At 71.0% G+C, this 25,499-nt stretch carries 11 protein-coding genes and 4 pseudogenes; 3 read left to right on the forward strand and 12 right to left on the reverse strand.

Going from position 1 to position 25,499, the window contains the following annotated elements; all coding sequences use genetic code 11:
- Positions 1-102 precede the first annotated feature (102 nt).
- From KUM38_RS22080 to KUM38_RS22105, 6 genes and pseudogenes are all read right to left on the reverse strand, one after another.
- Positions 103-633, reverse strand: coding sequence for a hypothetical protein (locus KUM38_RS22080; RefSeq protein ID WP_217131161.1), 531 nt, complete (start codon positions 631-633; stop codon positions 103-105).
- Positions 634-1,465: 832 nt separating this feature from the next.
- Positions 1,466-1,828, reverse strand: coding sequence for a hypothetical protein (locus KUM38_RS22085; protein ID WP_217131162.1), 363 nt, complete (start codon positions 1,826-1,828; stop codon positions 1,466-1,468).
- A gap of 483 nt (positions 1,829-2,311) precedes the next feature.
- Positions 2,312-2,686 (reverse strand): hypothetical protein, encoded by a 375-nt coding sequence (locus KUM38_RS22090; RefSeq protein ID WP_217131163.1) that lies wholly within the window; start codon positions 2,684-2,686, stop codon positions 2,312-2,314.
- Positions 2,687-2,796: 110 nt separating this feature from the next.
- Positions 2,797-3,996 carry an ABC transporter substrate-binding protein gene (locus tag KUM38_RS22095; protein ID WP_217131164.1) on the reverse strand — a complete coding sequence of 400 codons (1,200 nt, stop codon included), beginning with the start codon at positions 3,994-3,996 and terminating at the stop codon, positions 2,797-2,799.
- A gap of 110 nt (positions 3,997-4,106) precedes the next feature.
- Positions 4,107-4,487, reverse strand: coding sequence for a hypothetical protein (locus KUM38_RS22100; protein WP_217131165.1), 381 nt, complete (start codon positions 4,485-4,487; stop codon positions 4,107-4,109).
- 401 nt (positions 4,488-4,888) lie between these two features.
- Positions 4,889-6,204 (reverse strand): annotated as a pseudogene (locus KUM38_RS22105) (ISL3 family transposase); the annotation flags it as partial.
- Between the two features lie 183 nt (positions 6,205-6,387).
- Between KUM38_RS22105 and KUM38_RS22115 the strand changes: the two are divergent.
- Positions 6,388-14,844 carry a type I polyketide synthase gene (locus KUM38_RS22115; RefSeq protein WP_217131168.1) on the forward strand — a complete coding sequence of 2,819 codons (8,457 nt, stop codon included), beginning with the start codon at positions 6,388-6,390 and terminating at the stop codon, positions 14,842-14,844.
- A gap of 357 nt (positions 14,845-15,201) precedes the next feature.
- On the opposite strand, the gene KUM38_RS42005 is transcribed toward KUM38_RS22115, so the two are convergent.
- The 3 genes and pseudogenes from KUM38_RS42005 to KUM38_RS22125 form a co-directional block, all read right to left on the reverse strand.
- On the reverse strand, positions 15,202-15,972 hold the full coding sequence (locus tag KUM38_RS42005) for a hypothetical protein (protein ID WP_374227069.1): 771 nt from the start codon (positions 15,970-15,972) through the stop codon (positions 15,202-15,204).
- A gap of 169 nt (positions 15,973-16,141) precedes the next feature.
- Positions 16,142-16,375, reverse strand: a pseudogene (locus KUM38_RS42010) (transposase); the annotation flags it as partial.
- Positions 16,376-16,704: 329 nt separating this feature from the next.
- A pseudogene (locus KUM38_RS22125) lies at positions 16,705-17,935 on the reverse strand (IS701 family transposase).
- Between the two features lie 174 nt (positions 17,936-18,109).
- Here KUM38_RS22125 and KUM38_RS22130 point away from each other — a divergent pair.
- Complete coding sequence (locus tag KUM38_RS22130) at positions 18,110-18,430, forward strand: hypothetical protein (RefSeq protein ID WP_217131169.1); 321 nt, start codon at positions 18,110-18,112, stop codon at positions 18,428-18,430.
- A gap of 83 nt (positions 18,431-18,513) precedes the next feature.
- Here the strand turns inward: KUM38_RS22130 and KUM38_RS22135 are convergent, their stop codons facing one another.
- Positions 18,514-19,209 carry an IS6 family transposase gene (locus tag KUM38_RS22135; RefSeq protein ID WP_374227066.1) on the reverse strand — a complete coding sequence of 232 codons (696 nt, stop codon included), beginning with the start codon at positions 19,207-19,209 and terminating at the stop codon, positions 18,514-18,516.
- Positions 19,210-19,989: 780 nt separating this feature from the next.
- Between KUM38_RS22135 and KUM38_RS22140 the strand changes: the two genes are divergently transcribed.
- A complete protein-coding gene (locus KUM38_RS22140; RefSeq protein WP_254397580.1) occupies positions 19,990-23,418 on the forward strand; it encodes a S8 family serine peptidase in 3,429 nt (1,142 codons plus the stop codon).
- A 270-nt stretch (positions 23,419-23,688) separates the two neighbouring features.
- Here the strand turns inward: KUM38_RS22140 and KUM38_RS43625 are convergent, their stop codons facing one another.
- Positions 23,689-23,940, reverse strand: a complete 252-nt coding sequence (locus tag KUM38_RS43625; protein WP_374227067.1) for a hypothetical protein — start codon at positions 23,938-23,940, stop codon at positions 23,689-23,691.
- Positions 23,941-24,083: 143 nt separating this feature from the next.
- A pseudogene (locus KUM38_RS43630) lies at positions 24,084-25,229 on the reverse strand (IS3 family transposase).
- Positions 25,230-25,499: the final 270 nt, after the last annotated feature.

The following is a 25,499-nucleotide window of genomic DNA, read 5'->3' on the forward strand; positions in this document are numbered from 1 at the left end:
TTCGTCGCGCGCGAGGTCTACCACCACCTGACCAGCGCATTCAGCGGCACACCCGGGCCGTCTCCTACAGCTTGACGATCTATAGAAGCTTCAGAGTCGAGCTCAGGTAAGCGTGAGTGTGGTGATGCCGGTGGCGTCAGTGATGCCGGTGGTCAGGCACTTGAGGGCGTTGAGTTGGGGGAGGGTGATGGTTTGAACCGCGCTGGATCCTTGGAAGGGGCCTTGGGTGACGGTGCCGGTGAAGGTGGTGATGACCTGGCCGGCGATGGCGGTGCTGCTGCCGCTGCCGGTGATGACGCTGGTATCGCCGGTGTTCCAGGTGATCGTGCGCTGGCCGGTGAAGGCGCCCAGCAGGTCGTTGCAGCCGACGAACAGTGTGAACTGTTCCCCGTAACCACCGCTGGTGACTTGGCCAGTCGCATCGAGGCATGAGGTGAAGGTGCCGGTGGTGCTGAGACCGATCTCGCGAGCCTGGAAGAGGACGCCGGGATTGTAGGTGGTGGTCTCCGTGCCCGTGCACTGGACGACCTGAAGCGGCCGCGCCAGTACCGACGCCGACGCGGTCGCCGACATCGTGAACATTCCCACGGCCGCGACGGCAGCGACGAGTGCTGCCCATGAACTGCGCCTCATACGTACGGTTCCTTCCCTGGAGGACCAGGGCTTCAGCCATGGTCCGAGCGTCTGTGGGGTCCCCTCCCCTGGCCGGTGTGAGGCAGGCTGGGGACCGGTCGAGCGGGGTGGCGAAGGCGACGGTCCGGAGGAACGTGGCACCGCTACGGTGTCCGCCGGTGACAGTGTCGTTTGAAGCGACGGCGGTCCCTCCCGGGGTGCGCAAGGAGGATGCCGATGGCGTGCGGTGTGCTGGTGTCGCCGTTGTTGGAGTGGCTGGTTTGGCCGATCCGGCTGATGAGGCTGAGCAGGCAGCCGACGGCCGCTGTGGATACAGCTTGGACGTTGATCGCGTTGTCGCCGACGTAGGTCTGGTAGGAGACCCACGTCTGGAGTCGGACCACCTGCTGGCCGGGGGGTGAGGCCTGGGCTGTCTTGCTGGTCCGCTGTTCCTGTGCAGGTGAACAGGGGAACGGCCTGAGCGGATCACGTAGTGAACAACGGCAGGGCGCGGCCAGGGCCGTGGTGAAGGCTACGGCGGTAAGGCTCCGAAACGGTGCTCCCACGGATGCCCCCTATGAGCGGTGCAAGCCGACCGACTGATCGTGGGTCCGATGTGAAGGGATAACAAGGCGTGCGGGGCAGTAAATTTGGGGCGTACGGAAGCACACGCCCGGCGCCCGAACAGAGAGTTCCATCGACTCGGGGCAGGAGATGTGAGAACGCCGGCACACGGCCCACCCCTCGCCTCTAGCTCGTTTCTTCGACGGACGAGACCGCCCCCTGGCGAGGAACTTACTTAGGGCATTAAGGGTAATCTTCCTACTTCGAACGACCTCTTCGTAGGGCTCCATTAGGTTTGTCTCGGTCTTGATGTCGTGTGTGGCCTGCTGAGCAAGGGCTGGCGGCAGGTGGTGCAGATGCCGGTCCAGCGCTTCAGGACGTCCTGCAGGGCGTTGAGGATCTGGTAAAGGGCGAGTGCGGTCCAGGTGCTTGGGGCCAGACGCTGTTCGGTGAGAAACGCGTGAGTGGCGGTCGCGAGGGTGACATGGTGGTACCGGCCAGGCCAGAACCGACCTTCGAAGTGGTCCAGGACCAGGCCGTGTTTGAGTTCACGATAGTCATGCTCGATGCGTCGGTGGACCTTGGCCAGTCGGGCCAGGCCGCCGACCGGGATGTCGGTCGGCAGGCTGGACAGCCAGCGGTCGGTGGGCACCTCGGTGTCCTCGAGCCATCCGACCAGCAGTCGGCGGCCCGGATCAGACGCTCGACGGCGTTGCCGGTCGGGCGGACACGCGCTCGCCGATCCCGGCAAGGACTAGGGCGGACATCTGGGCCAGTGGATCCCCATGGGCTGCATGATTCTTCGCCACGCCCGGAAGGTGGCCGTGTACAGGGACGGCGAGAGGGTGCGGGAGTGGCCGGTGCCGCAGGGCGAGCCGCTCGTGGATCCGCTGCAGCACATGTTGAGCGGTCCGTACCGCGACGCTCTGCTGGGCGGTTCGACCGCCTCCCAGGCAGCATGGCAGCGCAGCGCGTGCGGGTACCTGGTCATGACACGGTCCGTACCGGACAGGAGGCCTCAGGATCCCTACGATCGGGCCGCGGCCTTGGCCCTGACCGGCCGAAGCCTCACGGCCGGAGGGCCTGGCGGCCCTCTGGTACGTCTACCGGGCCGAGAACTGGCACTGACCGACGCTCACGCGTCCGGGCCGGCCGCGCGGGGCGGGATCTCGACGCCCGCAGCGGCGAAGGGCCTCAGAAGCACGTGGTAGTGCTCCTGCGCGAGGCTTTCGCGGCGGTGAACCGCTCGTGCGGCCATGACGTACGCGGATTTGGCACCCGAGAACAGACCGGAGCGGAACGCGTTCAGTTCGCTGGCGCGCGGCAGCAGGGCCGCCCTGACCATGGCCTGCAACTCGGACTCGTGCGAAGCGGAGAGCTTGAGCGCGCGGCTCGCCTCTCGGCCGCCCTGGCCGCGGAGGCGCACCGTGTCGTCGTAAGCGGCGGCGAGCGCCTCGGAAGTCAGCTTCGTCGCTGTCTCGATGAACCGGGTGGTCACCGCATCCAGCATGTGCTCCTCCTCGCACCAAAACCGGCCGAGGGGCAGCCTATCCCCGGCTGCTGCGAGGCACTGCCGGGGGTCCTGGCTCCGGCGTATGAAAGTGACCATGTGTCGGTCTGTCACGTCGGCGTGAGTTCGCCGGTGACGGGGACCTCGGGGGTGTCCGTGTTGGTGACGACGGCGAGACGGGGGCCTTGCGGGCCCGGGTGCCACTGGCCGCCGGACAGGCGAAGGAGCGCGATGTTGGGGGTCGGGCCCTGCTTCCAGTCGAGGGTTCCCGCGATCGTGGAGAAGGTGGTGCTGGCAATGGCGCGGGCGACGGCCGCGCGGTCGGTGGGGTCGTCGGCCGTGCTGAGGGCGCGGTGGGCGGTTTCCGCGAGGGCGTGGGCCAGGCCCAGGGGCTGCAGCCAGGATTCGCCGGTGTCCTGTTGGTAGGCGTGGGCGAGGTCGGCGCAGGTGGCTCCGTTGAGGCTGGAGCGGTAGGGGTGGTCGGGGCTCCAGTAGACCAGGGTGGCCACGCGTGCGTCGGCGAGTTCGGCGTGGATGTCGGGGGCTGCGGTGGTGTGGGTGTGGGGGTAGGTCAGCCATCGCGAGCAGGTGATCAGCCGGGGCCGTAGCCCGGCCTGGCGGGCCTGGCGGTGGAAGAGTGCGAGGTCGGCGGCGGTGGCGGCACTGGTGACGGTGTCGGCGCCGTGTTCCCGCATCCGGTCGACCTGCTGTTGGAAGTCCGTGGCCGGTTCCCGGTAGGGGCCGAGGTCGACCAGGGTGTGTCCGCGCGCGGAGGTCACCGGGGCGAAACCGTACTCCTGGTGGCGCAGCAGGCTGCCCTGCAGGTCGTCGTTCCACAGGCAGCCGACGGCCTGTCCGGCGCCGGCCTGTTCCCACATGCGGGCGAAGACGGTGGCGATGTCGTCCAGGCCCCACGCGAAGTGGTAGGTCCACCGGAAGGAGTGCCCGGGGCCGGCGCCGCGTGAGTGCACGTAGGCCTGCCAGGGGAAGGTGGTCGACAGGCAGGGGACTCCCAGTTCCTCGCAGGCGTCGGCGACGGCCGGCAGCACCTGGGTTCCGGCCATGGTCAGGACGATGTGCGCCCGGTCGGTGGTCATCAGATCGTGGACGGCCCGCCGGGCCGCCGCCGGGTCGGAGCGGCTGTCGCGCACGGCGACCGACACGTCGTAACGGCGGCTGCCGTTACGGACGTGCTCCAACTGCGGTGCCAGCGCCTTCAGGGCATACGTCAGCGGCTTGCCCAGCGGCGCCAGACGTCCCGTCAGCGGCGCCACCACACCGATCGTCAGCTGGGACGAGGTCGTGTTCACCTGTACTGCCTGCTTTCTCGTCGTTCGCCGGGAGGGGGCCGGGGAACCGTGACGGTGGACAGCGCCATGGTTCCCCGGCCCCGCCGGTGGTGTTCTGCCGGACTGACTCGTCAGCGGCCGGAGCGGTCCACGGTGACGCAGGTGGTCCGGCTCATCACCGAGACCGTCTCGTTGCCGCAGTTGTTGCTGTGACCCGAGGCGTTGCGGGCGAACACCAGGTTGGACAGGACCCCGCCGCTGGGGCCCGTCTGGTCGCCGCCGCTGCCCTTACCGGTGTCCTCGCTCACGCAGGTACGGTCCTTGAACAGCGCCACCTTGCCCGTGCCGCAGAGATTGGCATGGCCGGAGGAGTTCCTGCCGGACAGGTTGGACAGCACTCCGCCCGGCCCCGCGTCGCTGTCACCGGCATGCGCCGTGGCCATCCCCACGGGTGCCGCCAGCATCATCCCCACCACTGAAGCGACCACCGTCATACGCCGCGCACCGTTCATCTGCTACCTGATTCCTTCCTCTGTGCCATCCCGGCCGTGCCGACCGGTTCACCAGTCGTAACGACGCTGCGGCTGATCGGCATGGGGTCGTCACGGTGAATAATCGGCAAGACAGTTGATCGGCTACTCCGATCAGGTCCCACCGCCCAGGCCGTTGACAGCGGGAGGGACGGGGAACACGACGCACAGCCGTCTTGCCGCCCGCACGCCCGCTCGTACGAAGTCTCTGTAACCAGGATCGGCTGCGAAGCGCCCACCGCCACCACGTCGAATGCCTGCACCCGGACCAGGGCGGGCACCGCGCGGCACCCCGGTCCAGCACCACGCCCCGCAGCCGGCGGACGCCCGGCAGCCCTGACACCGGAGCGCGGGACCGTACCTCCACCTCACGCCCCTCCCCTCGGCATCTCGGGTTGACGCATCCGCGCGGTGAGCTTGTTGTCGTTGCCTGCGGCCGGCGTGAGGAGTTGTGCGAACTCGCGGATGAATGAGGCGAGTTGGGTCATCCCTGGGCAGGCTGTGGTGAGCTTGGCGAGGAGACTTGTGTCCTTGTCTCGGAGGTGGTCGGGATGAGTGAGCAGGAGGCGGGCGAGCCATCGCGGGGTGGTGACGGGCCGGTCGCCTTCGGCCCGGCCCTGGGTGATGTAGCGGCAGAGGAGGTTGAAGCTGCCGGTGCAACCCTGTTCCTGGACCTCCCGGAACAGCTGTTTCACGGGGACAGCGGGGTCGGCCGCACGGCGTTTACGCAGATGGTCGCGGTAGGGGTCGACCAGAGTGGGCCGGTAACGGGGTGCCCGACGCAGGGCTTCGGGTTCGCGGGTGCGCGCGTAGCGCTTGACGGTGTTGAGGGACAGGTTCATGCGGCGGGCGCATTCGAGCAGGCCGACGCCCTTGCCGAGGAGGCCGTGGATCTGGTGCCGGCGTTCGCGGGTGGTCTGCTCGTGGACGCCGGCCGGGCGGGGCGTGTTCGAGGTGGCCCGGCAGGCGCTGTGGGAGCGGACCTCGGCCGGCGTCTTCTCGCACAGGTTCTTCCACAGGTGCCGGCGGTCGCTGACCTGCACCACAGCCGGCAGGGACCGGCGCACGGCCTCCCCGTATGCGCCCGAGCCGTCGCGGCAGACGATCTCGACGCCGGGGTGCTCGCGTAGCCACCGTTCCAGGGCGTCGGCGCCGCGACTCGGGAGTACGTCGATGCGTTCGCCGGTTTCGGCATCGATCAGGACAGTCGCGTAGCGGTGGCGGCGCTTGAGCGCGAAGTCATCGACACCGAGGACGCGTGGCACCCGCACCACGGGCAAGGGCAGGCGGGCCAGAAGCCGCAGGGCGGTCGAGCGGGACATCGCCGAAGCCAGGACACGGGAGAGGCGGGCGCCCGCCCGGCCCGCTCACTCCTTCACCACAGAGCCGAGCTGGTCGGCGAGTCGGCGTGTGCGCCGCTGATAGCGCTCGATCAGGCCGGGGACCTGTTCACGGAACGTCTGACGGGGCAGCCCAGGACCGGACAGACCAGGCGCCGGACCTGCACCGACACCACGACCCGCCTGCCGTCCGCCGGCACGTCCGCGATCGTACGTCGGTGGATGCCGTGGACCCGCCCCGTCGGCTGCCCGCACACCGGGCACTGCACCGAATCGTCCCGTGTCCGGGCCCGCACCCGGATGAACTCGCCCTCGTCCGCCACATCCTCGACGACCAGCGACGCGAGTCCCGAAAACACCACGCCCACAAGCTCGTTGACGTTTCGCATACAACATCAACGATGGCCGTCACCCTTCGTTGCCACCGAATGTGAGACAGAGCCGCACATACAGACCCGTACCGTGCGGCGCCGCTGCCGCAGGGGAACCGGGCGAACCGCGCCACCATCCTCATCTAGGAGTACACGGGAGGGTTCGCACGAGTGAGTACAGACACGGACATCATCAGGCCACTGCCGGAGTCGCTCCGAGAGCATGCCCGGCGCCTCGGGGAGAAGGTCGCCTTCCAGGACCGCCGTACGCGGCGGACCTACTCGGACCTGGAACGCAGGACCGGACGGCTGGCCGGCCATGTGGCGGGGCTCGGCCTGGCGCGGGGCGAACGGGTGGCCATCCTGCTCGGCAACCGCGTCGAGGCGGTCGAGAGCCTGCTCGCAGTAACCCGGGCGAGCGGGGTGGGCGTGCCGCTGGATCCCGGGAGTTCGGGGGCGGAGCTGGCCCGTCTGCTGGACGACTGTGGCGCGCGCGTACTCATCACGGATGAGGCCCGGCTGACGCGTCGGCGGGGACTGCTGTCCCGTCCCGGGCTGATCGTGGTGGTGGCCGAGGGCGGTGAGGAGGGCGGGGACACTCCGCCGTCCGGGGACTCCGGAGCGTTGACGGGCGGGGCCGGGGCGGCGGGCGGCGTTCTGCGGTACGAGGAGTTGGCGTGTACGGAGCCGGGGACGCCCGCCCGGGACGATCTCGGGCTGGACGAGACGGCGTGGCTGCTCTACACCTCCGGGTCCTCCGGCACCCCCAAGGGAGTGCTGTCCACCCAGCGCAACCGCCTCGCGCCGGTCGCGGCGGGCCTCGTCGGTGTTCTCGGTCTGTCGGAGCGGGACCGGGTGCTGTGGCCGTTACCCCTCCACCACGCCATGAGCCAGGTGGTCTGCGTCCTCGGAGTGACCGCGACCGGGGCGAGCGCCATGCTCCCGCCCCGGTTCTCGGTGGCGGAGGTGCTCGGCGAACTGCGCCGTACGGACACCCCCTACACCCTCCTCGGCGGGGTGCCGACGACGTACTCGGCCCTGCTCGACGCGGTCCGGGGCGAGGAGGGTGACGGGGACGGCGGCGGGCTCGGGGCGCCCGCGCTGCGGGGCTGCGTCAGCGGGGGCGCTTCGGCGGGGTCCGAGTTCCGGAGATCCTTCGAGGCGATCTGCCGGGCCCCCTACCTGGAGCACTACGGCAGTACCGAGGCGGGTCCGGTCACCATGACGGCACCGGGCGACACAACGGCGGCCGGGTCGTGCGGCCGGGTGCTGCCCGGCACCCGGGTCCGGGTCGGCGGCGGCCCGGACGGACAGGACGCCGGCGAGGGCGAGTTATGGGTGAGCGGGCCCGGAGTCATGGCCGGCTACCACGGCAGGCCGGAGGCCACCGCAGAGGTGTTGCGCGACGGCTGGTTCCGCACCGGCGACCTGGCCAGGATCGAGGCCTCCGGCGAACTCGTGATCACCGGCCGGGCGAGTGAGCTGATCATCCGGGGCGGGGCCAACATCCACCCCTCGGAGGTGGAGGCGGTGCTGCGGCGGCTGCCCGGGGTGGCGGACGCCGCCGTGGCCGGACGCCCCCACCCGGTCTTCGGTGAAGTGCCCGTCGGCTATCTGGTCCCCGCGCCGGGCAGCGGTGTACTGGACAGAGGGTCGGTCCTCGCCGCCTGTCGTGCGGAACTGTCCGCTTTCAAGGTGCCCGTCGAACTGTACGAGGTGGAGAATATTCCCCGTACCGCCTCCGGAAAGGTGCGGCGGCATGCCCTCGCCGATCGGCCCGCGCGGACGCTGGTTACGGGGGCGGCCGGGGAGCCGACGGCGGACCTGCTGGCCCTGGTGCGGAGCGAGGTGGCGGCCGTGCTCGGTTGTACGGCGGAGGCGGTGGAGTCCGGAACGGCGCTCCGCGATCTGGGCATGGACTCGCTGACGGCGACGGTGCTGCGGGAGCGGTTGTCGGCGGCGACCGGCCTCCCGCTCTCCGAGGCCATCGCCTTCGACTTCCCCACGGCCGCCGCGCTCGCCGCCCACCTCCGTTCGCGGAGCGCCGCCGCGCCGTCGGGAGCCGGGATCGCGCACCGGGGCGTGGCCCGGTCGGACGACGATCCTGTGGTGATCGTGGGGATGGCCTGCCGCTATCCCGGGGGCGTGGCCTCCCCCGAGGAGCTGTGGCGGCTGGTGGCCGACGGGACGGACGCCATCGGTCCGTTTCCCGCCGACCGGGGCTGGGACACGGAGGCGCTGTACGACCCGGACCCCGGGCGGTCCGGCCGGACGTATGTGCGTGAGGGCGGCTTCCTCTCCGGTGTGGACCGCTTCGACCCCGGCTTCTTCGGCATCTCCCCCCGCGAGGCTTTGGCCATGGACCCGCAGCACCGGCTGCTGCTCGAAGTGGCGTGGGAGGCCTTTGAGCACGCCGGTCTCGTTCCCCGCACCCTGCGCGGCTCGTCGGCCGGGGTGTACATCGGGCTGATGTACAGCGACTACGCCGGCCGCATCACGGAGGTACCCGAGCATGTCGAGGGCTACCTCGGCATCGGCAGCGCCGGAAGCGTCGCCTCGGGCCGTATCGCCTACACCTTCGGGCTGGAGGGCCCGGCCGTCACGGTGGACACGGCGTGCTCGTCGTCCCTGGTGGCCCTGCACCTGGCGGCCCAGGCGCTGCGCCGGGGCGAGTGTTCCTTCGCGCTGGCCGGCGGAGTCACGGTGATGTCGGGGCCCTCGTCGTTCGTGGAGTTCAGCCGGCAGCGGGCGCTGGCCCCGGACGGCCGCTGCAAGGCGTTCGGCGCGTCCGCCGACGGCACGGGATGGGCCGAGGGTGCCGGCATGCTGTTGCTGAGCCGGTTGTCCGAGGCGCGCCGCGCCGGGCTTCCGGTGCTGGCCGTGGTGCGCGGCTCGGCGGTGAACCAGGACGGGGCGAGCAACGGGCTGACGGCACCGCACGGCCCGGCGCAGCAGCGGGTGATCCGGCAGGCCCTCGTGGACGCGGGGCTGGCCCCCGGGGACATCGACGCGGTGGAGGCACACGGCACCGGTACCCGGCTGGGCGATGTCATCGAGGCGGAGGCGTTTTTGGCGACGTACGGGCGCCGGCCGCGGGAGCGTCCGCTCTGGCTGGGCTCGGTGAAGTCGAACATCGGTCATACCCAGGCCGCCGCCGGAGTGGCGGGCGTGATCAAGACGGTGCAGGCGATGGCGCACGGCGTGCTGCCGCGTACGCTGCACGCCGATGAACCGACCGGCCGGGTCGACTGGTCGTCGGGGCGGTTGGCGCTGCTGACCCGGGAGGTGGAGTGGCCGAGGACGGACCGCCCGCGCCGGGCGGGGGTGTCCTCCTTCGGCATCAGCGGCACCAACGCCCATGTGGTGCTCGAGGAGGCTCCGGTGGATCGGGACACCCCGTCGCCGGTCTCCGTGGCGGACGACGGGGCCGGGAGCGGCCGTGTCGATGGCGGGGCGATGCCGGCGTCCGTGGCTGTTCCGGTGCCGGCGTCCGTGGCTGTTCCGGTGTCGGCGAGGAGCGAGCCGGGGCTGCGGGCCCAGGCGCGGCGGCTGTACGACCGGGTGGCCACCGACCCGGACGCGGCCCCGGTGGACATCGGGTACTCGCTCGCCACCACCCGCGCGGCCTTCGAGCACCGGGCCGTGGTGGTGGCCCGGGACCGTGCGGAACTGCTCACCTCCCTGCGGGCGGTGGCGGAGGGGGGAAGCCGGCCCGGGGTGCGGACGGGCACGTCCCGCCGCCAGGGACCGCTGGCCCTGCTCTTCACCGGCCAGGGCAGCCAACGCGTGGACATGGGACGTGAGTTGTACGAGTCCCGGGAACTGCATCCAAGCTTCGCCCAGTCGTTCGACGAGAGCTGTTCCCTGCTCGACCCGATGCTGCCGGTGCCTTTGCGGGACGTCGTGTTCGCCGGCTCCGGCACGGAGACGGGCGTGCTCCTGCACACGACCCGGTTCGCACAGCCGGCGCTCTTCGCCCTGGAGACGGCCCTGTTCCGGCTGCTCGAGGCCTGGGGTGTGCGCCCGAATCTGGTGGCCGGGCACTCGGTGGGCGAGGTGACCGCGGCGCATGTCGCCGGGGTGCTGTCCCTCGCGGACGCCTGCACCCTGGTGGCGGCCCGGGGCCGGCTGATGGACGCGCTGCCTTCGGGCGGTGCGATGGCTGCCGTGGCCGCCGACGCGGACGAGGTGACCGCAGCGGTCGCCCGACTCGCCGGGGCAGGGCGTGCGGTGGAGATCGCCGCCGTCAACGGGCCCGCCTCAGTGGTCGTTTCCGGGGACGGGGCCGCGGTGCGGGAGACCGTCGCGTACTTCCGGAAGCGGGGCCGGTCCACGACGCCACTGCGGGTGAGCCACGCCTTCCACTCCGCGCTGATGGAACCCATGCTGGCCGACTTCGCGGACGTGGTGCGGCGCCTCTCCTTCGCCATGCCGCGGATACCCCTGGTCAACGCCGTATCCGGCCGGGCTGCCACCGAAGAGGAGCTGAGCTCACCGGAGTTCTGGGTGGGCCATGTCCGCCGCCCGGTCCGCTTCGCCGATTCGGTGGCGTACCTCCAGGACCGGGGCGCGGCACACTACGTCGAGCTGGGGCCGGACGGAGTGCTCACCGGCCTGGTCCGCAGCTGCCTCGCCGCGACCGGAGCGGCTCCGGCGGACCCGGGGACGGCCGGAGCACCCGCCGGCGAGCGGACCCCGACGCCGCTGGTCCTGCCGACCCTGCGCGGAGCGCGGCCGGAGGCGGACGCCCTGCTCGACACCGTGGCCACGCTGCACGCCCATGGAGTGCCCGTCGACTGGCGGGCCGTCTTCGCCGGGCGCGGCGGGCGGCGCGTCACCCTGCCCACCTACGCCTTCCAGCGCCGCCGGTACTGGCTCGACGCCACCCCGCGGCATCGGTCCACTCCCCCGCCGGACGCTCCGGCCCATCCACTGCTGTCGTCCCGTACCGTGACGGCCGACGACGACGGGTTGTTGCTGAGCGGGGTGCTCTCGGTGCACGACCAGCCCTGGCTGGCCGACCATGTGGTGGCGGGGACGGTACTGCTGCCGGCTGCCGCCTTCGTGGAGATGGCCCTGCACGTCGGTGAGTCGGCGGGCGCTCCCGTCCTGGACGAACTCGCCCTGACCGCGCCGCTGTCGCTGCCTGCGGACGGCACGGTCGAGCTGCAGGTGAAGGTATCGGGGCCGGACGGCACGGGACGGCGGACCGTGCTCTTCCACGCCCGGCCGCACACACCGGCGGGTGACCGGCCCTGGCATCGGCATGCCTCCGGGACGCTCGTACCGGAGCAGCAGCCGACGGACCGCGGAGCGGCTGCGGCCGCGACCGGGTCCGGGTCCGGGTCCGGGGCCGGGGCCACGCCCTGGCCCCCGCCCGGCGCGGTGCCGCTGCACGCCGCCGGTCCGGATGCCGACCCGTACGAGCCGCTGGCCGGAAGCGGGCTGAGCTATGGCCCCGCCTTCCGGGGCCTGCGCACCGCCTGGCGGCTCGGGAAGGAGCTGTACGCCGAGGTCGCGCTGCCCGAGGCCGCCGGGGCTCCGCTCCCGGGCGCGGGTGGCCCGGGGTTCGCCCTGCATCCGGCGCTGCTGGACGCGGCGCTCCACGCCCTGGCGCTCGACGGGCGCGCGGCGGACCGTGCCGGGACGGGCGGGACGGCTGGTGACGGGGTGTCCCTGCCGTTCGCCTTCGGCGGGGTGCGCCTGCACACGGCCGGCGCGCGGCGGTTGCGGGTGCGGATCGCTCCCGGGCCGGACGGGCGGGTCGGGGTGGAGCTGACCGACCCGGCGGGCGCGCCGGTGGCCGCGGTACGTTCGCTGACGCTCCGGACCCTGCCGCGTACCGGATCGGGAACGGCGGATCCGGTCACCGGGGTTCTCCACCGGATGGACTGGGTGGCGCTGCCCGAGCCGCCCGTGCCTTCGGTGGCGCCCCCGTGGGGCGTCCTGGGCGCGGTGGGCACACGACCGGTGGATGTGCTCGCGCCCTGCGGCTCCGGTGTTCCGGTGTACGCCCACCCGGCGGCGGACGGCACGTCACCGGCCGTTCTCGTTGCCCCCTGCCCGCCCCCACCGGACACGGCCGACGGAGCACAGGACCCCGCGGCTCGGATGCGGTGGGCGGCGGGCTGGGCACTGGAACTGGTACAGCAGTGGCTCGCCGAACCCCGCCCGGCGGACTCCCGTCTCGTCCTCGTCACCTCCGGTGCCGTCACCCCGGACGATGGCGGTCCGGTTGACGGTGGCACCGGTTCCGGGGATTCCGGCGCATCCAGCGGATACGCGTCCCTACCGGCCCACGCGCCGGTGTGGGGGCTGGTCCGCTCGGCCCTGCGAGAGAATCCGGGCCGGTTCGCCCTGGTCGACATGGACGATCACCCCGACTCCGTGCGCCTCCTCCCCGCCCTGCTGGCCGCTGCGGCGCCGGAGACGGTCGTACGGCGGGGAACCGCGTACGTACCGAAGCTGGTCCGGGTGGCCGGGGCCACGGAGGAACGGCGGTCCCGGCGGCGGCTCGATCCGGAGGGCACCGTCCTGGTCACCGGCGGTACGGGTTCCCTGGGCATGCTGGTGGCACGGCACCTGGTCACCGCCCATGGCGTCCGGCGTCTGCTGCTCGCCGGCCGACGCGGACCGGACGCGCCAGGGGTGGACGAACTCGTCGCGGAACTGGGCGAGTCGGGCGCCGAGGTGACCGTCCGGGCGTGCGACGTCGCGGACCGGACGGCGCTCGCCGCCCTGCTCGACTCAGTGCCTGCGGACCGTCCGCTGACCGGTGTGGTGCACACCGCGGGGGTGCTGGACGACGGCATCGTCCCGGCGCTCACCGCCGACCGTCTGGAGCGGGTGCTGCGGCCCAAGGCGGACGCAGCCCTCGCTCTGCACGAGCTGACCCGGGGACGCGACCTGGCGATGTTCGCGCTGTTCTCCTCGGCGGCGGGTACCTTCGGCTCCGCCGGTCAGGCCAACTACGCGGCCGCCAACTGCGTGCTGGACGCCCTGGCACTGCACCGCGGACGGCTCGGTCTGCCCGGTACGTCGATCGCCTGGGGTCCCTGGCGGCAGAGCGAGGGCATGATGGCGCACCTCACCGACACGGACCTGCGGCGGATGGCCCGCTCGGGATTCGGCCCGCTCGAGGCGGATGAGGGCCTGGCCCTCTTCGACGCAGCCGTGGCCGGTGACGACCCGGTGGTGGTGGCGGCCCGCCTCGCCCCGGCCGCCCTGAGCGGCGGCGATCCAGCGGCGGCCCGGTCCCGGCCGCCTGTCCCCGGCGCGACGGGCACGGACGGCGGGAGCGGAGCCCTGTTCGGCCGGCGGCTGGCGGCCGCCTCCCCGGGCGAGCGGGGCGGGTTGCTGCTCACCGAGGTGCGGGCCCTGGCGGCCTCGGTACTGGGTCACCCGGAGGGGACGGCCGCGATCGACGGGGACGACCTGCTGGCAGACCTGGGGCTCGATTCCCTGGCCGCGGTCGACCTGCGCAACCTGCTCGTGACGTCGACGGGGCTGACGCTGCCGCCCACGCTGCTGTTCGACTTCCCGACCCCGCGCGCGGTCGCCGCCGAGTTGGCGGAGCGGTACGCCCGGGAAGCGGCTCCTCCCGACGTCACCGCCGCTCCCGGCGGCTTCGGCGCCCCCGAACGGCCGGATGCCATCGGCCACCCGGGCAGCACCGGCCGAACGGCGGACAACGGTGTTCCCGGCGGTCCGGGGACGGCCGGTCCACCGCAAGCCCCGGTGCGGGCCGGGGACGCACCGGACACCGAAGGTGCTTCGGATTCCCTGGGTGCGCTCTTCCGCGCCGCCTGCGACCGGGGGCGGACCTGGGACGGCATGGCGCTGCTCACCATCGCCGCACGCCTCCGCCCGGTCTTCGACAGCGCCGGGGCGCCCGGTGCGGCGCTCGACCCCGTCATGCTCGCACCGGACGGCGCAGGGCCCCCGCTGATCTGCTTCCCCGCCCTCAGCGCGCTCTCGGGGCCCCAGGAATACGCGCGCCTCGGCTCCGGACTGCGGGGCCTGCGGCCGGTCTCGGCGGTGCGGCACCCGGGTTTCGGGCACGGGGAAGCACTGCCGGCCACGCTGGACGCCCTCGTCACCGCCCAGGCCGCCACCGTCCGCGCGGCCGCAGGTGACGGACCGTTGGTCCTGTTGGGCCGCTCGGCCGGTGGCTGGGTGGCCCAGGCCGTGGCCGAGCGACTGGGGGCCGAAGGCTCCGCCCCGCTCGCCGTTGTCCTGGTGGACACCTATCCCAGCAGTGACGACCGAGGGCAGGTACTCTCCGCGATGACGTCGGACATGCTGCACCGGGCGGCGGAGTTCCTCCCGGCCGACCCGGCCCGGCTCACCGCCATGGCCGGGTACTTCGAGCTCTTCGCCGGCTGGAAGCCCTCGCGGCTCGCCTCCCCCACCCTCTTCGTACGGGCCCAGGACTCGCTGCCCGGCACAGAGCCCGCCCCGGTCTGGGATCTGCCACACACCGAAGTCACCGTGCCCGGGGACCACTTCACCGTACTGGAAGAGCATGCCCGTACCACCGCGCTCGCGGTCCACCACTGGCTGGCCGATCCGGACCGACGAACTCCCGATGCCTTGCACCTGTCAGAGGTTCCCGACGGCCCGCGCTGACGCCCGAGGAGGCCGACTCCGCACATCGTGAGACGGAGGCGCGGGGCAATGGTGGTCACAGGTGAGTACCCGCGCTCATCACGCTTGCGGCCCGAGGCAGGAAACTCCGACCATGTTCGTCTGAGGTTCCCCGTTGCCCGGAGGGGCTGATCAGCTGGCCAGAGCGGGTTGGCGGGGTTTCAGGTTCGCTCGTTCGGTCGCTGCCGGCTCGGCGTAGTGCTTCTCTTCGAACTCATGGATTCAGGGACAGCCGCGGTCCTCGGAGCGGCGGTCGGCGCGTTACCGGTAGTTCGTTGAATCCGGCGGTAGAGATCAATGCCGTGTCCGGTGGTGACCGCGTCGATCAGGGCCTGGAGCTCAGCGGGCGGGTCCTTGTCCGTCCAGGCTTGCCACCATCGGTTGAGGGTGACGGCGGTGGTGAGCCAGGAACGGATGGCGCGTAAGGCCCTGGGCCAGCAAGGCTGTTGGGGCTGGTGGGACGGGGCCGGTCCCCCTCTCTGGCCCCTCGTCGGGGCACGGGTCCGGCGCGGTGGCATCCAGGGGTCCGGGTGGGGAGAACCACTGGCCCCAGCAGAAGGAGAAGGCGCAGTTGACCAGGGTCTGGTGGCGGCGGATGGCGCGGTCGGAGCGGACCTGGAAGTCGGCCCAGCCGAGTTCGTCCTTGATCTGCTTGTAGCTTTGCTCGATCCAGGGCCGCAGGCCGTAGAGGCGGACGATCTCGGCAAGGTCGGCCGGCGGGTGCGGGCTGGTGGTGGCATGGGGTGCTTCGGGGTGGGGCAGGTTGGTGGCCAGGTACCAGGTGGCCTTCTCCGGCAGGCCGGCTGGGTCGGTGGTGGCCACGACCAGTCGGCAGGGTGAGTCGGGGCCGTAGCCGCCCAGGCGGGCGTCAGCGGCCCACCAGGTCTCGGTGTGTCCGTCGCGGAAGTGACGCTCCACGGGTGTCCAGTCTCCGGGGCGCTTGGCATCGCGCCAGGTCAGGGCGTGGGCGGCGTCGACGGGGGTGTGTGGCTGGTCGGCCGGAGCCCAGGTGCCGCGGTGCGGCTCGAACGCGACCACGTAGGCCAGGCCGGCCTCGCGCAGTGCGAGGTACCAGTCGTCGCTGACCGAGGAGGCGCAGTCGGCGACCACCGCCCGGCAGCCGAAGCCCGCCTCCTTCCCGCGGGCCGCGAGGGCAGCAGCCGGTTGCGGTTTCGTGCGGAAGGCCGGATCGGAGCGGCCGCGGGAGAAATGATCGGGCGGGGGTGTACGGAGTCGCGTGCAGCGGGTAGTACACACGGCCGTCGGTCCACACCGTGGTCACCGTGACGATGCCGTTGTCCGTCTTGCCCAGACGGCCCAGCCACTGCCGGCCCACGTGCGCGGTCGCCGTGCCGTCCTTGCGGTCCCCGGAGTCGTCGATCATGATGACCCCACCATCGTGCGGAGCCGTCGCCGAATCTGCACACAGCAGCTCAAGCCGCCGGTCGTTGACCCGCTCGTCCTCCCAGGGAGACTCGGACAGGAAGAACTGCAGCCGCTGCACCCCCGGCATCCCCGCACCGGCCACCGGCCACCGGCTCCGCCCCTGCCAGACAGGTGATCGTCTTGTTCCGCTCCCGCGGCGCCAGCAGTCCCGTCAGGTACTCGCGAAACCCCCGCCGCTGTGCCAGGCCGAAGAAGAGGTCGTCGAACCGGGCCGCGTACTCCTCCAACGGCCCCGGCGCAGGCGGGCACGGACGGCGAGCAGTCATATCCAGCCTCCAGCAAGGCAGTTGACTCCTACCCACCGGCCTACGGCCAACCGACCCGACCTGTCGTCAACCCACACCACCGCCCAATTTAACGAACTACCGGTAATACTCCAGCTGTAGATCGCGATCTTCATGTCTGGGCGGCTTGTCGCCGGTAGTGGCTGGCCTGGGATCGAGCCTGGTGGCGGCGTCGCCAGTGGGGCCAGTCGAGCCGGTGGGTCCTGCCGTGGACGGGCCGGATGACGAGCGCGGTGAACAGGCGCTGGATTTCGTTGCAGGTGAGCGGTATCAGTTCGTCCGGCTTTGGGTGGCGGGCATGTTCGTCGGCGCGGACGACGGTGAGGAAGGCGTGGTCGAGCATCGCGAAGGTGACCCAGCGGTGCCAGGGCATCCAACGTCTGACCTGGTGTTCGTCCAGTCCGGCCAGGCCCTTGCCGGACTGGAAGGTCTCCTCGACGGTCCATCTGCGTCCGGCGACCCGCACCGGGGTGGACAGCGGCACCTGGGCGGCTGAGTAGCAGCGGTAGAAGGCGAGTTCACCGGTTGCGGCGGACGAGCAACTGGTGGTGGCCGGGCCGGTTGTCGGCGAGGTCGGCCAGGGCCCAGTCGTAGAAGCGGTGTCCCTTGGCTCCGGCGCCGGCGGAGAGTTTCTGCCAGGCCCTCCGCGGTAGCTTCTTGATCAGGGCGTCGGCGCGGAACGTCCCCGTGCGGGTGGTGATCTGGTGGTCACGGGCGACGGCGAGTACGTAGCCGACCTGCCGTTTCTCCAGGGCGACGCGCAGGTGCGGGTTGGCTCCGTAGGCCTCGTCGCCGGCCACCCGGGATGCGGGGACCCCGACGTCCAGCGCGTGGGTGATCATACGGACTGCGAGGGCGGGCTTCGTAGCGAAGGAGACGTTGTCGGGTGTCCCCGCGGCCCGGCAGCGGGCTGCGTCCTCGGTCCATGGGCGCGGGACATACAGCTCCCGGTCTATCGCCGCGTGCCCGAACGGAGTCGAGTAGGCAAGGTAGACGGCGACCTGGGAGTTCTCGATGCGCCCGGCGGTGCCGGTGTACTGGCGCTGCGCCCTCACCGTGTGCGTGCCTTTCTTCAGGTCGCCAGTCTCCTCCACGACCAGCACCGCATCCTCGTGGTGCAGGTGTTCGACGACGAAGCCGCGGATGTCATCGCGTACCGCGTCGGCATCCCACTCGGCCCTCGACAGCAGGTGTTGCAGACCGTGGGGGTTCGCGTCCCCGGCCTGCTCGGCGAGTGTCCAGCAGTTCTTGCGCGGCAGGTCCGACAACAGTCCGAGCACGAACGACCGTGCCCGGCGCCGGAATTCCACCCGGGTAAACCGTCCCGCGATACGGCCCCTCAGAGCCTCGAATGCTTTCTGCCAGCGGCAGGATCTATGCTGTGACCTGCGGCAACCGTCAGATTTTCTGTCTTCACACACCGATGATCACCGGTGGCCGCACCCGTTCCCGGACCAGCCCCTACCAGCAAGATCGGGATCTGGACCCGAGCATCGACTCTGGAGTTGAATCGGCTGATGGACATGTTCTCCCGAGAGATCCGCATGCCCCTCAGCGAGGTCGTCGCAGTGCTGCAGGACCTGAACGAGTTCGTCGTTTCTCTTGACCGGCTCGGATCCCGTCAGGCAGCCGGAACCGCCGACGAGTACACCGTCGGCACATTCATCGCAGACTGGGATGTCGCTCGGCGATTGGCCCGCGCCCGACGCGTCATCAGTGTCGCGCTGGATGCACAACTGAGCGAGGAAGACAACGCCGAGATCGACGCCCTGTGCGACCAGGGCCGCTTCTACGGCACGGACAGCGCCATCAGCCCCTCCGCTGAACAGTCCAGCTGAGACACCAAGCACATCGGACCGGACCGATCGAGGCGGAGATCAGTTCGCCCCTAGACCTGATGCCCGATGTGCTGAAGGCGCTGTCACGTTATTGAGTGGTTCTCTGACAGCGCGTGAGGCATGTGGCGGGGACCGGGCTTCGGGCCGGTGTTCAGGCCCCGGCGGGGCCGGAAGTGCGGTGAGATGCCGCTGAAGGCAGCCAGGAACCGTTGGGCCCCACCGGTACTGCGGAAGCCTTTCATCGCGCGTTCGCGCTGCCTTGTCGGCTGATGACTGTTCTCTGCCCGATTGTTCAGGCCCTTGTGCGAGCGGTGCTCAACGGAGGGCATGACCTCGCGGTGGGCCGCGCTGCAGGAGCGCAACTTGTCGGTGACGACCGCCCTGGGCACCGTATGGGTCTTCTTCAGCAGCCTGCGGAAGAAGCGCCGGGCCGCAGCGGTGTCCCGCCGGCTCTGTACGGGGATGTCCAGGACAGTGCCGTCGGGGTCCACGGCCCGCCACAGGTACTTCCGCTTTCCGTTGATCTTCATGAAGACCTCATCCAGGTGCCATTTGTCCCCGGGGCGGGGCCGCCGACGGCACAGCGCGCCGGCGTGGGTCTGCCCGAACTTGGCGCACCAGCGGCGGACCGTCCCATAGGAGACGAGCACGCCGCGCTCCAGCATCAGTTCCTCGACCTCGCGAAAGCCGAGCGGGAAGCGAAAGCACAGCCACACGCAGTGCGCGATGATCTCCACCGGGTACCGGTGCCCCTTGTACGACGGCGGCGCGCTGTCCACGGACGCCCCCTCCCGGCATGACCAACCAGAAGATCATCCCACCCGGTCAGTCAACGTGACAGTGCCCGAGTACGTGGTCACCGCCCGGACGCTGGCGGCCTGCCGGGCCGGCCAGAGCATCGCGGAAAAGCGGTTCATGGCCAGGCAACCGCCGACCTGTTCGCTGCGCTGCGCCGCCAGGATGAGGAACCGCTCGAAAGGCTGGAGGACAGCGTCGTCGATCAGGTTCGGGCCGTGGCGGCCGCGGCCAACGGCTTTCGCGTGGAGAACGGCGGTGGCTGGGCCGACGCGGCCCGCGCACGTTGCGGGCCGTCGCCAACCGGGTGCGGCGGTGACGGCAGGACCACACGGCACGCGGGGACCTGCTCACGCCGACTACCGCCACGGTGTGCAGTGGGCACGACGGACGGGAATGTGCGGTCGGTGAGACCGTCCGTCGGCGCGGCGGGCGCATCTTTGGCTGACGTGGCCGCGGTCGCCTGCCGTCGGCCAAGTGGCGGTCCCCGAGCACATCCTCGGATCGGCCGATGCGGTTCCGTTATCGGCCGAGCCAGGTCCGGTCACACAGCGGATCTAGCCTCAACGACCGTGATCGCTCAGCACGCGAGGTCTTCGGCATCCCGGTCCCGCGGCCCGGGCGGTCTGCCTCCGGCGGCGGACCCACTGCCGGCCTGTCCTGGCCGGCGTGGGACGGCGTGACGTTCCCACCTCGGAGTCATCGCGGGGCGGGCCTGTGTGCTCCAGCCCTTCGTTCCTTCATCCCCCGACGAAAGAGATGGCATGAGCATGTCCTTATCTCCCGGCAGACGAATACGTGCGGCCGCCCCGCTGGGGGCTCTCGCCATGGCCGCCGTAGTCACCGCGACCGGGATGCCGGGGGTGAGCCAGGCCGTCGCCCTGACCCCTGATGACGCTCCGGCAGGCTCAGGGAGGGCCCTGTCCGTTCCGGGGGCGAAGAGCGCCAAAACGGTGACGCTGATCACCGGCGACAAGGTGTCGATCGCCGCGGACGGCTCTGTCGCCGGGATCGAGAGGGCCAAGGGGCGCGAGGGCGCGTCGTTCTCGGTCCGGAAGGTCGACGGGCACAGCTTCGTCATACCGGGCGACGCGGCGCCGGCTGTCGCCCAGGGAAAGCTCGACCGGCGGCTGTTCGACGTGACGCAACTCGTCGCGTACGGGTACGACGACACGAGCCGGTCCGACCTGCCGCTGATCGTCACCTACGCCGGGGACGAGACACCCCCCGCGAGCGCCTTCCGCGACGCACGGGCCAAGGCCGGCCAGGAGCTGACCAGCGTCAACGGCGTGGCGCTACGGGCCGACAAGCACGGCCACTCCGCGTTCTGGGACACCTTCACCGACGGCGGGGACGGTGGACAGGGCACGGCGCGGCTGTCCGGCTCACCGGCGGTGAAGAAGGTGGTGAAAGTCTGGCTGGACGGCAAACGCCAGGCCGGCCTGGACAAGAGCGTGGCCCAGACGGGCGCGCCGACGGCCTGGGGCGCCGGGTTCGACGGCACGGGCGTCAAGGTCGCCGTGCTGGACACCGGCGTCGACCAGACGCACCCCGACCTGGCGGGCCAGGAGATCGCCGAACGGAACTTCTCCGACGCCGAGGACAGCGTCGACCGAGTCGGCCACGGCACCCATGTGGCCTCGACGGTGGCCGGTACGGGTGCCGGGTCGCAGGGCAGGTACAAGGGCGTCGCGCCGGGCGCGCGCATCCTGGACGGCAAGGTCCTGGACGACAGCGGCGGCGGCTGGGAGTCCGACATCATCGCGGGCATGGAGTGGGCGGTCGCCGAGGGCGCCCAGGTCGTCAACCTCAGTCTGGGCGGCACCGACACCCAGGGCATCGACCCGCTGGAGGAGACGGTCAACCGTCTCTCCGCCGAGACGGACACGCTGTTCGTCATCGCCGCGGGCAACGCGGGCAAGGACGGCGAGAGCACCGTCGAATCGCCCGGCAGCGCCGAGTCCGCGCTGACGGTCGGCGCGGTCGACAAGGCCGACAAGCTCGCCGACTTCTCCAGCCGCGGCCCGCGCGTCGGTGACGGAGGAGTCAAGCCGGACCTGACCGCACCGGGCGTCGACATCACGGCTGCCGCCTCCACCGCGAGCGAAATGGAGCAGGTGTTCCCCTCGGGGACGCCCGGTTACGCCACCCAGAGGGGCACGTCGATGGCCACTCCCCATGTCGCGGGCGCCGCCGCCATCCTGGCGCAGCAGCACCCGGACTGGACCGGCGAGCGGATCAAGGCGGCGCTCACCGCTTCCGCTGAGCCCGGCCCGTACAGCGCGTACCAGCAGGGCACCGGCCGCACCGATGTGGCCCGGGCGATCGGGCAGACCGTCGTCGCCGAGCAGGGGCCGATCGGCTTCGGCCGCCCGAAGTGGCCTCACACCGATGACGAGCCGGTGACGAAGGAGATCACGTACCGCAATCTCGGCACCGAGCCGGTCGTCCTGGACCTGGCAATCGAGGCACTCGGGATGGACGGCGGGCCCGCCCCCGAGGGCATGTTCGAGATGTCGTCGCGGCAGCTCACCGTTGCGGCGGGCGGTGCGGCGAGCACCACGGTGACCGCCGATACGCGCGTCGGCGGCGAGGCCTACGGCTCGTACGGCGGCTCGGTGACCGCAGTCTCGGCCGACGGCCGGACCCGGGTGCGCACCGCCTTCGGCGTGGAGCGCGAGATCGAGTCGTACGACCTGACCATCAAGCACCTGGACAACGACGGCAAGCCGACCGGCAAGGGTTTCACGACGATCGACGGCCGGGACCGCGACTACTACCAGGAGTTCGCCGACGCGACGGACGGCGAGATCACGGTGCGCCTGCCCAAGGGCGGTTATGCGCTCACCGGGATCCTCAACGCCAGTGGCGAGTCCGCCGCTCCCGACTCCCTCTTCCTGGCCCCGGCCCTGCAGCTGACCGAGGACACCACGGTCGTCATGGACGCCCGGGAGGCCAAGCCCACGCGCATCACCGTCCCCGACGCGGGAGCCGAGAACCACCACGCCCAGCTCATCCCGGGCTACACCCGCTCCGACGGGCAGCCCTTGGGCTTTACGCCGTCCATCTTCGACTTCCCCGATTTCCAGAGCTTCAAGGTCGGTCACATCGGCCCGGAGGCGCCGAAGGACGCGGCATACGCCCAGTACAGCGGTTTCTGGACACGTCAGCCGGCCGACGGGCGCGCAGTGAACTACCGTCTCGCGTGGAACCGTACGGGTTCGCTCGGCGGCTTCACCGCCGACGTCCGGCGCGAGCAGTTGGCCGAGATCGACTTCGCGGCCGGCAGGCCCGGCCCTGAGCCAACCGCTCAGGTCGCGGTGATGCCCCTGACACCCATCGGCGAGTTCGCAGCCGACTTCAGCACCCCCACCCAGCGCCAACTGCCGCTGCGGACCTCTGAATACGTCCTCGGCAACGGCGTCAAGTGGTCCTACTCCGTACACCAGTGGGAGTCGGGGAACGCGCAGATGGGAAGGTTCACGGCGTACCAGCCGAAGAAGAGCTACACCGCGCGGTTCAACGTCGGTGTCTTCGGTCCGCTCCTGCCCCCGGGTGAGGGTGAACCGCGGTGGGGGCGTCCCGGGATCGCGCGGAGCGGGAACACGATCAAGGCGCATCTGCCCATGTTCGGCGACAGTGACGGGCATGAGAGCAGCAGCGGCTACACGGAGCTGGAGAGTTCGCTCCGCGCCGACGGCGAAGAGATCCCCGCCGAGGGCGATCCGCTGGACATCGCCGAGTACACCGTCCCCGCCGGGGACGGCCGGTACGAACTGAGTGTCGACGCCTCCCGGGACCCCGAGCTACTCGCGGTAAGCACCCGCGTGCGGGCGCAGTGGACGTTCAGGTCGGCCGGCGTGTCCGGGGACAGTTGGGCCCGGCTGCCGCTGTCCGTGGTCCGCTTCTCCCCCGGGCTGTCACTGACCAGTACGGCGAAGGCCGGCGAGAGGTTCCAGGTGCCCTTCACCGTGGAGGGCACGGCCACCGCTCGGACAGCCAAGAAGCTGGAGTTCGAGGTGTCCTACGACGACGGCAGGACCTGGACCACGGCCAGAGCCGTCAACGGCACCCACCTGTCGCTGAACCACCCCGCGCAGCCGGGCACCGTCTCCCTGCGTGCCAAGCTGACCGACCGTGACGGCAACACCCTGGTCCAGACGATCGACCGCGCCTACCTCACGGTCCGGTAGGGCGAGGGCAGCAGAGCGAGGGCCGAAGGGCCCGTTCCGACAGGGCCCGGGTCGAAGACCCGGGCCCTGTCGGTGTGGTCGCGCTCCGGTGGACGGCCTTGGGACCACCGGAGCGGTCACCCGGTGAGGGAGGCCACGCGCGGCAGCCTCCCTCAGCGGCGAAGGCCGGCTCAGTTGGAAATGGGTCCACTCGATCTGGTGATCAGGATGATAGGAGCCTGGTGACGGGAGACTGTCACGCCACCTGGACGGTCGGCCGGTGGGCCCGCATCACCGGGTGGCGTGGTCCGCCTGCTTGATCAACCGTGCCACGGCCTGTGGTTGGGAAACGGTCACGGCATGTGAGGCCTTGACTTCCCGGGTGTGGGAGCCCGCGCGGTCGGCCATGAGGCGCTGTGCGGCGATGGGGATGTTGAGATCCCGCGTCGTGGTCAGAGCCCATGAGGGGGTCGTCTTCCACGCGGCTTCCGTGGCGGTGTCGTTGAGCGCCGCGTCGGTGATGGGGCGTTGGGTGGCGGCCATCAGTTCGGTGGTCCTGCGGGGAACGTCCGCCGCGAACTGGCTGTGGAAGGCCTTCTGCTTGATGTAGAGGTCGGTGTGAGCTGTCCCGAGTTTCGTAGAGTCCGCGGAGTGTCCTGAGTTTGGTGGAGTCGTGTCGCTTGGTTTTACGCTACAGGTGCTGCACGTAGTTCGTACTCGACCGGAGTGAGCATTTCCAGGCCGAGTGTCTGCGCTGGCGGTTGTGGAAGATCTCCAGGTACTCGAAGAGGGCCGTGGACAGTTCCAGTCTGGTCCGCCAGCGCCGGCGGTTGAGCAGTTCCACCTGGACCGGGCCCAGAAGGACTCCCTCATCGCGTTGTCCACGCAGTCCCCGATCGAGCCCATGGACGGCAGAAGACCGGAGGCGCGGGCCCGTTCGGTGAACGCCCAGGAGCCGAACCGCACTCCGTGATCGGAGTGGATGATGGTGCCGCCGGGCTGGGGACGGCGGTTGCCGATGGCCATGCTCAGTGCGTGGGTGGCCGATGCGGCGGTCGGGGATGCGTCGATGGACCGGCCCACCACCCGGCGGGCGAAGGCGTCCAGGACCACCGCGCAGTACACCTTGCCCTCCGTCGTGGGATGTTCGGTGATGTCGGTGACCCACAACTGGTTCCGGGCGTGACGGGTGAAGTTGCGTTCCACCAGGTCGGCGGCCGACGGTGCCTGCGGCCTGGGCCGCCGACGGGTGCGGTTGCCCGGCAGGCCGTGCAGGCCGGCCCGCTGCATCAGCAGTTCCACGGCGCCATGGTGCACGTGGATGCCCAGGCCCAGGGCGAGCTCGGCGTGCACCCGGCGGGAGCCGTAGGTGCCGCGTGAGGCGGTGTGGATGCCGATGATGGCCTCGGCCGGCCAGGCGTGCCGGACCGTGCGGGCCGAGGGCGGGCGGTTCTTCCAAGCGTAGTGGCCGGACTCCGCGACGTGCAGTGCGCGGCTGGCCGGCTGGACCGGCAGGTCCTCGTCAGCCATCACGCGGATGGCTTCGTACCGCCTTTGGGGCGGGTCGCCTCGCCGAGGAGTTCCGCGGCCCGGCGGTGGATGGCCAGCTCGGTCTCGAGCTCGGCGATGCGCTTGCGGGCCGCGGCCGGCTCAGCCTGATCGCTGCTGGTGGTGCCGGGGATCTGCCCGGTGTCGATCAGGTGCCGGCGGCGCCAGTTGTAGATCGTCTGGTCGCTGACGCCCAGGAGCTGGGCGACCTCGGCGACCTTGCGGCCGGATGCGACAAGGTCGAGGACCCGGCGGCGGAACTCGGGCGGATAGCTGCGGGGCATGACGGCCTCCGGATGCTGCTGGATCGGTCAATCCTCCAGCAACCCGACTCCACCAGACCCGGGGCAGACCATCGCTGGGCCTGTAGTCGATCCAGCTTCAACTCCGCAAGCACGAGCTCAAAGGACTCGCCGGTCGCAACGCCGCCCACCTGGCCCTGGCCGCCAACGTTCCTGCGTCAATCCTCACTGAAGTCACCGGCACCAGCGTGAGCAATGCAACCCGGTGGGTCACCCTGGCCAAGCGCGACTGGACCGGCTGCATCAGCAGCC

Source organism: Streptomyces sp. AC558_RSS880 (assembly GCF_019049255.1).
GTDB lineage: Bacteria > Actinomycetota > Actinomycetes > Streptomycetales > Streptomycetaceae > Streptomyces.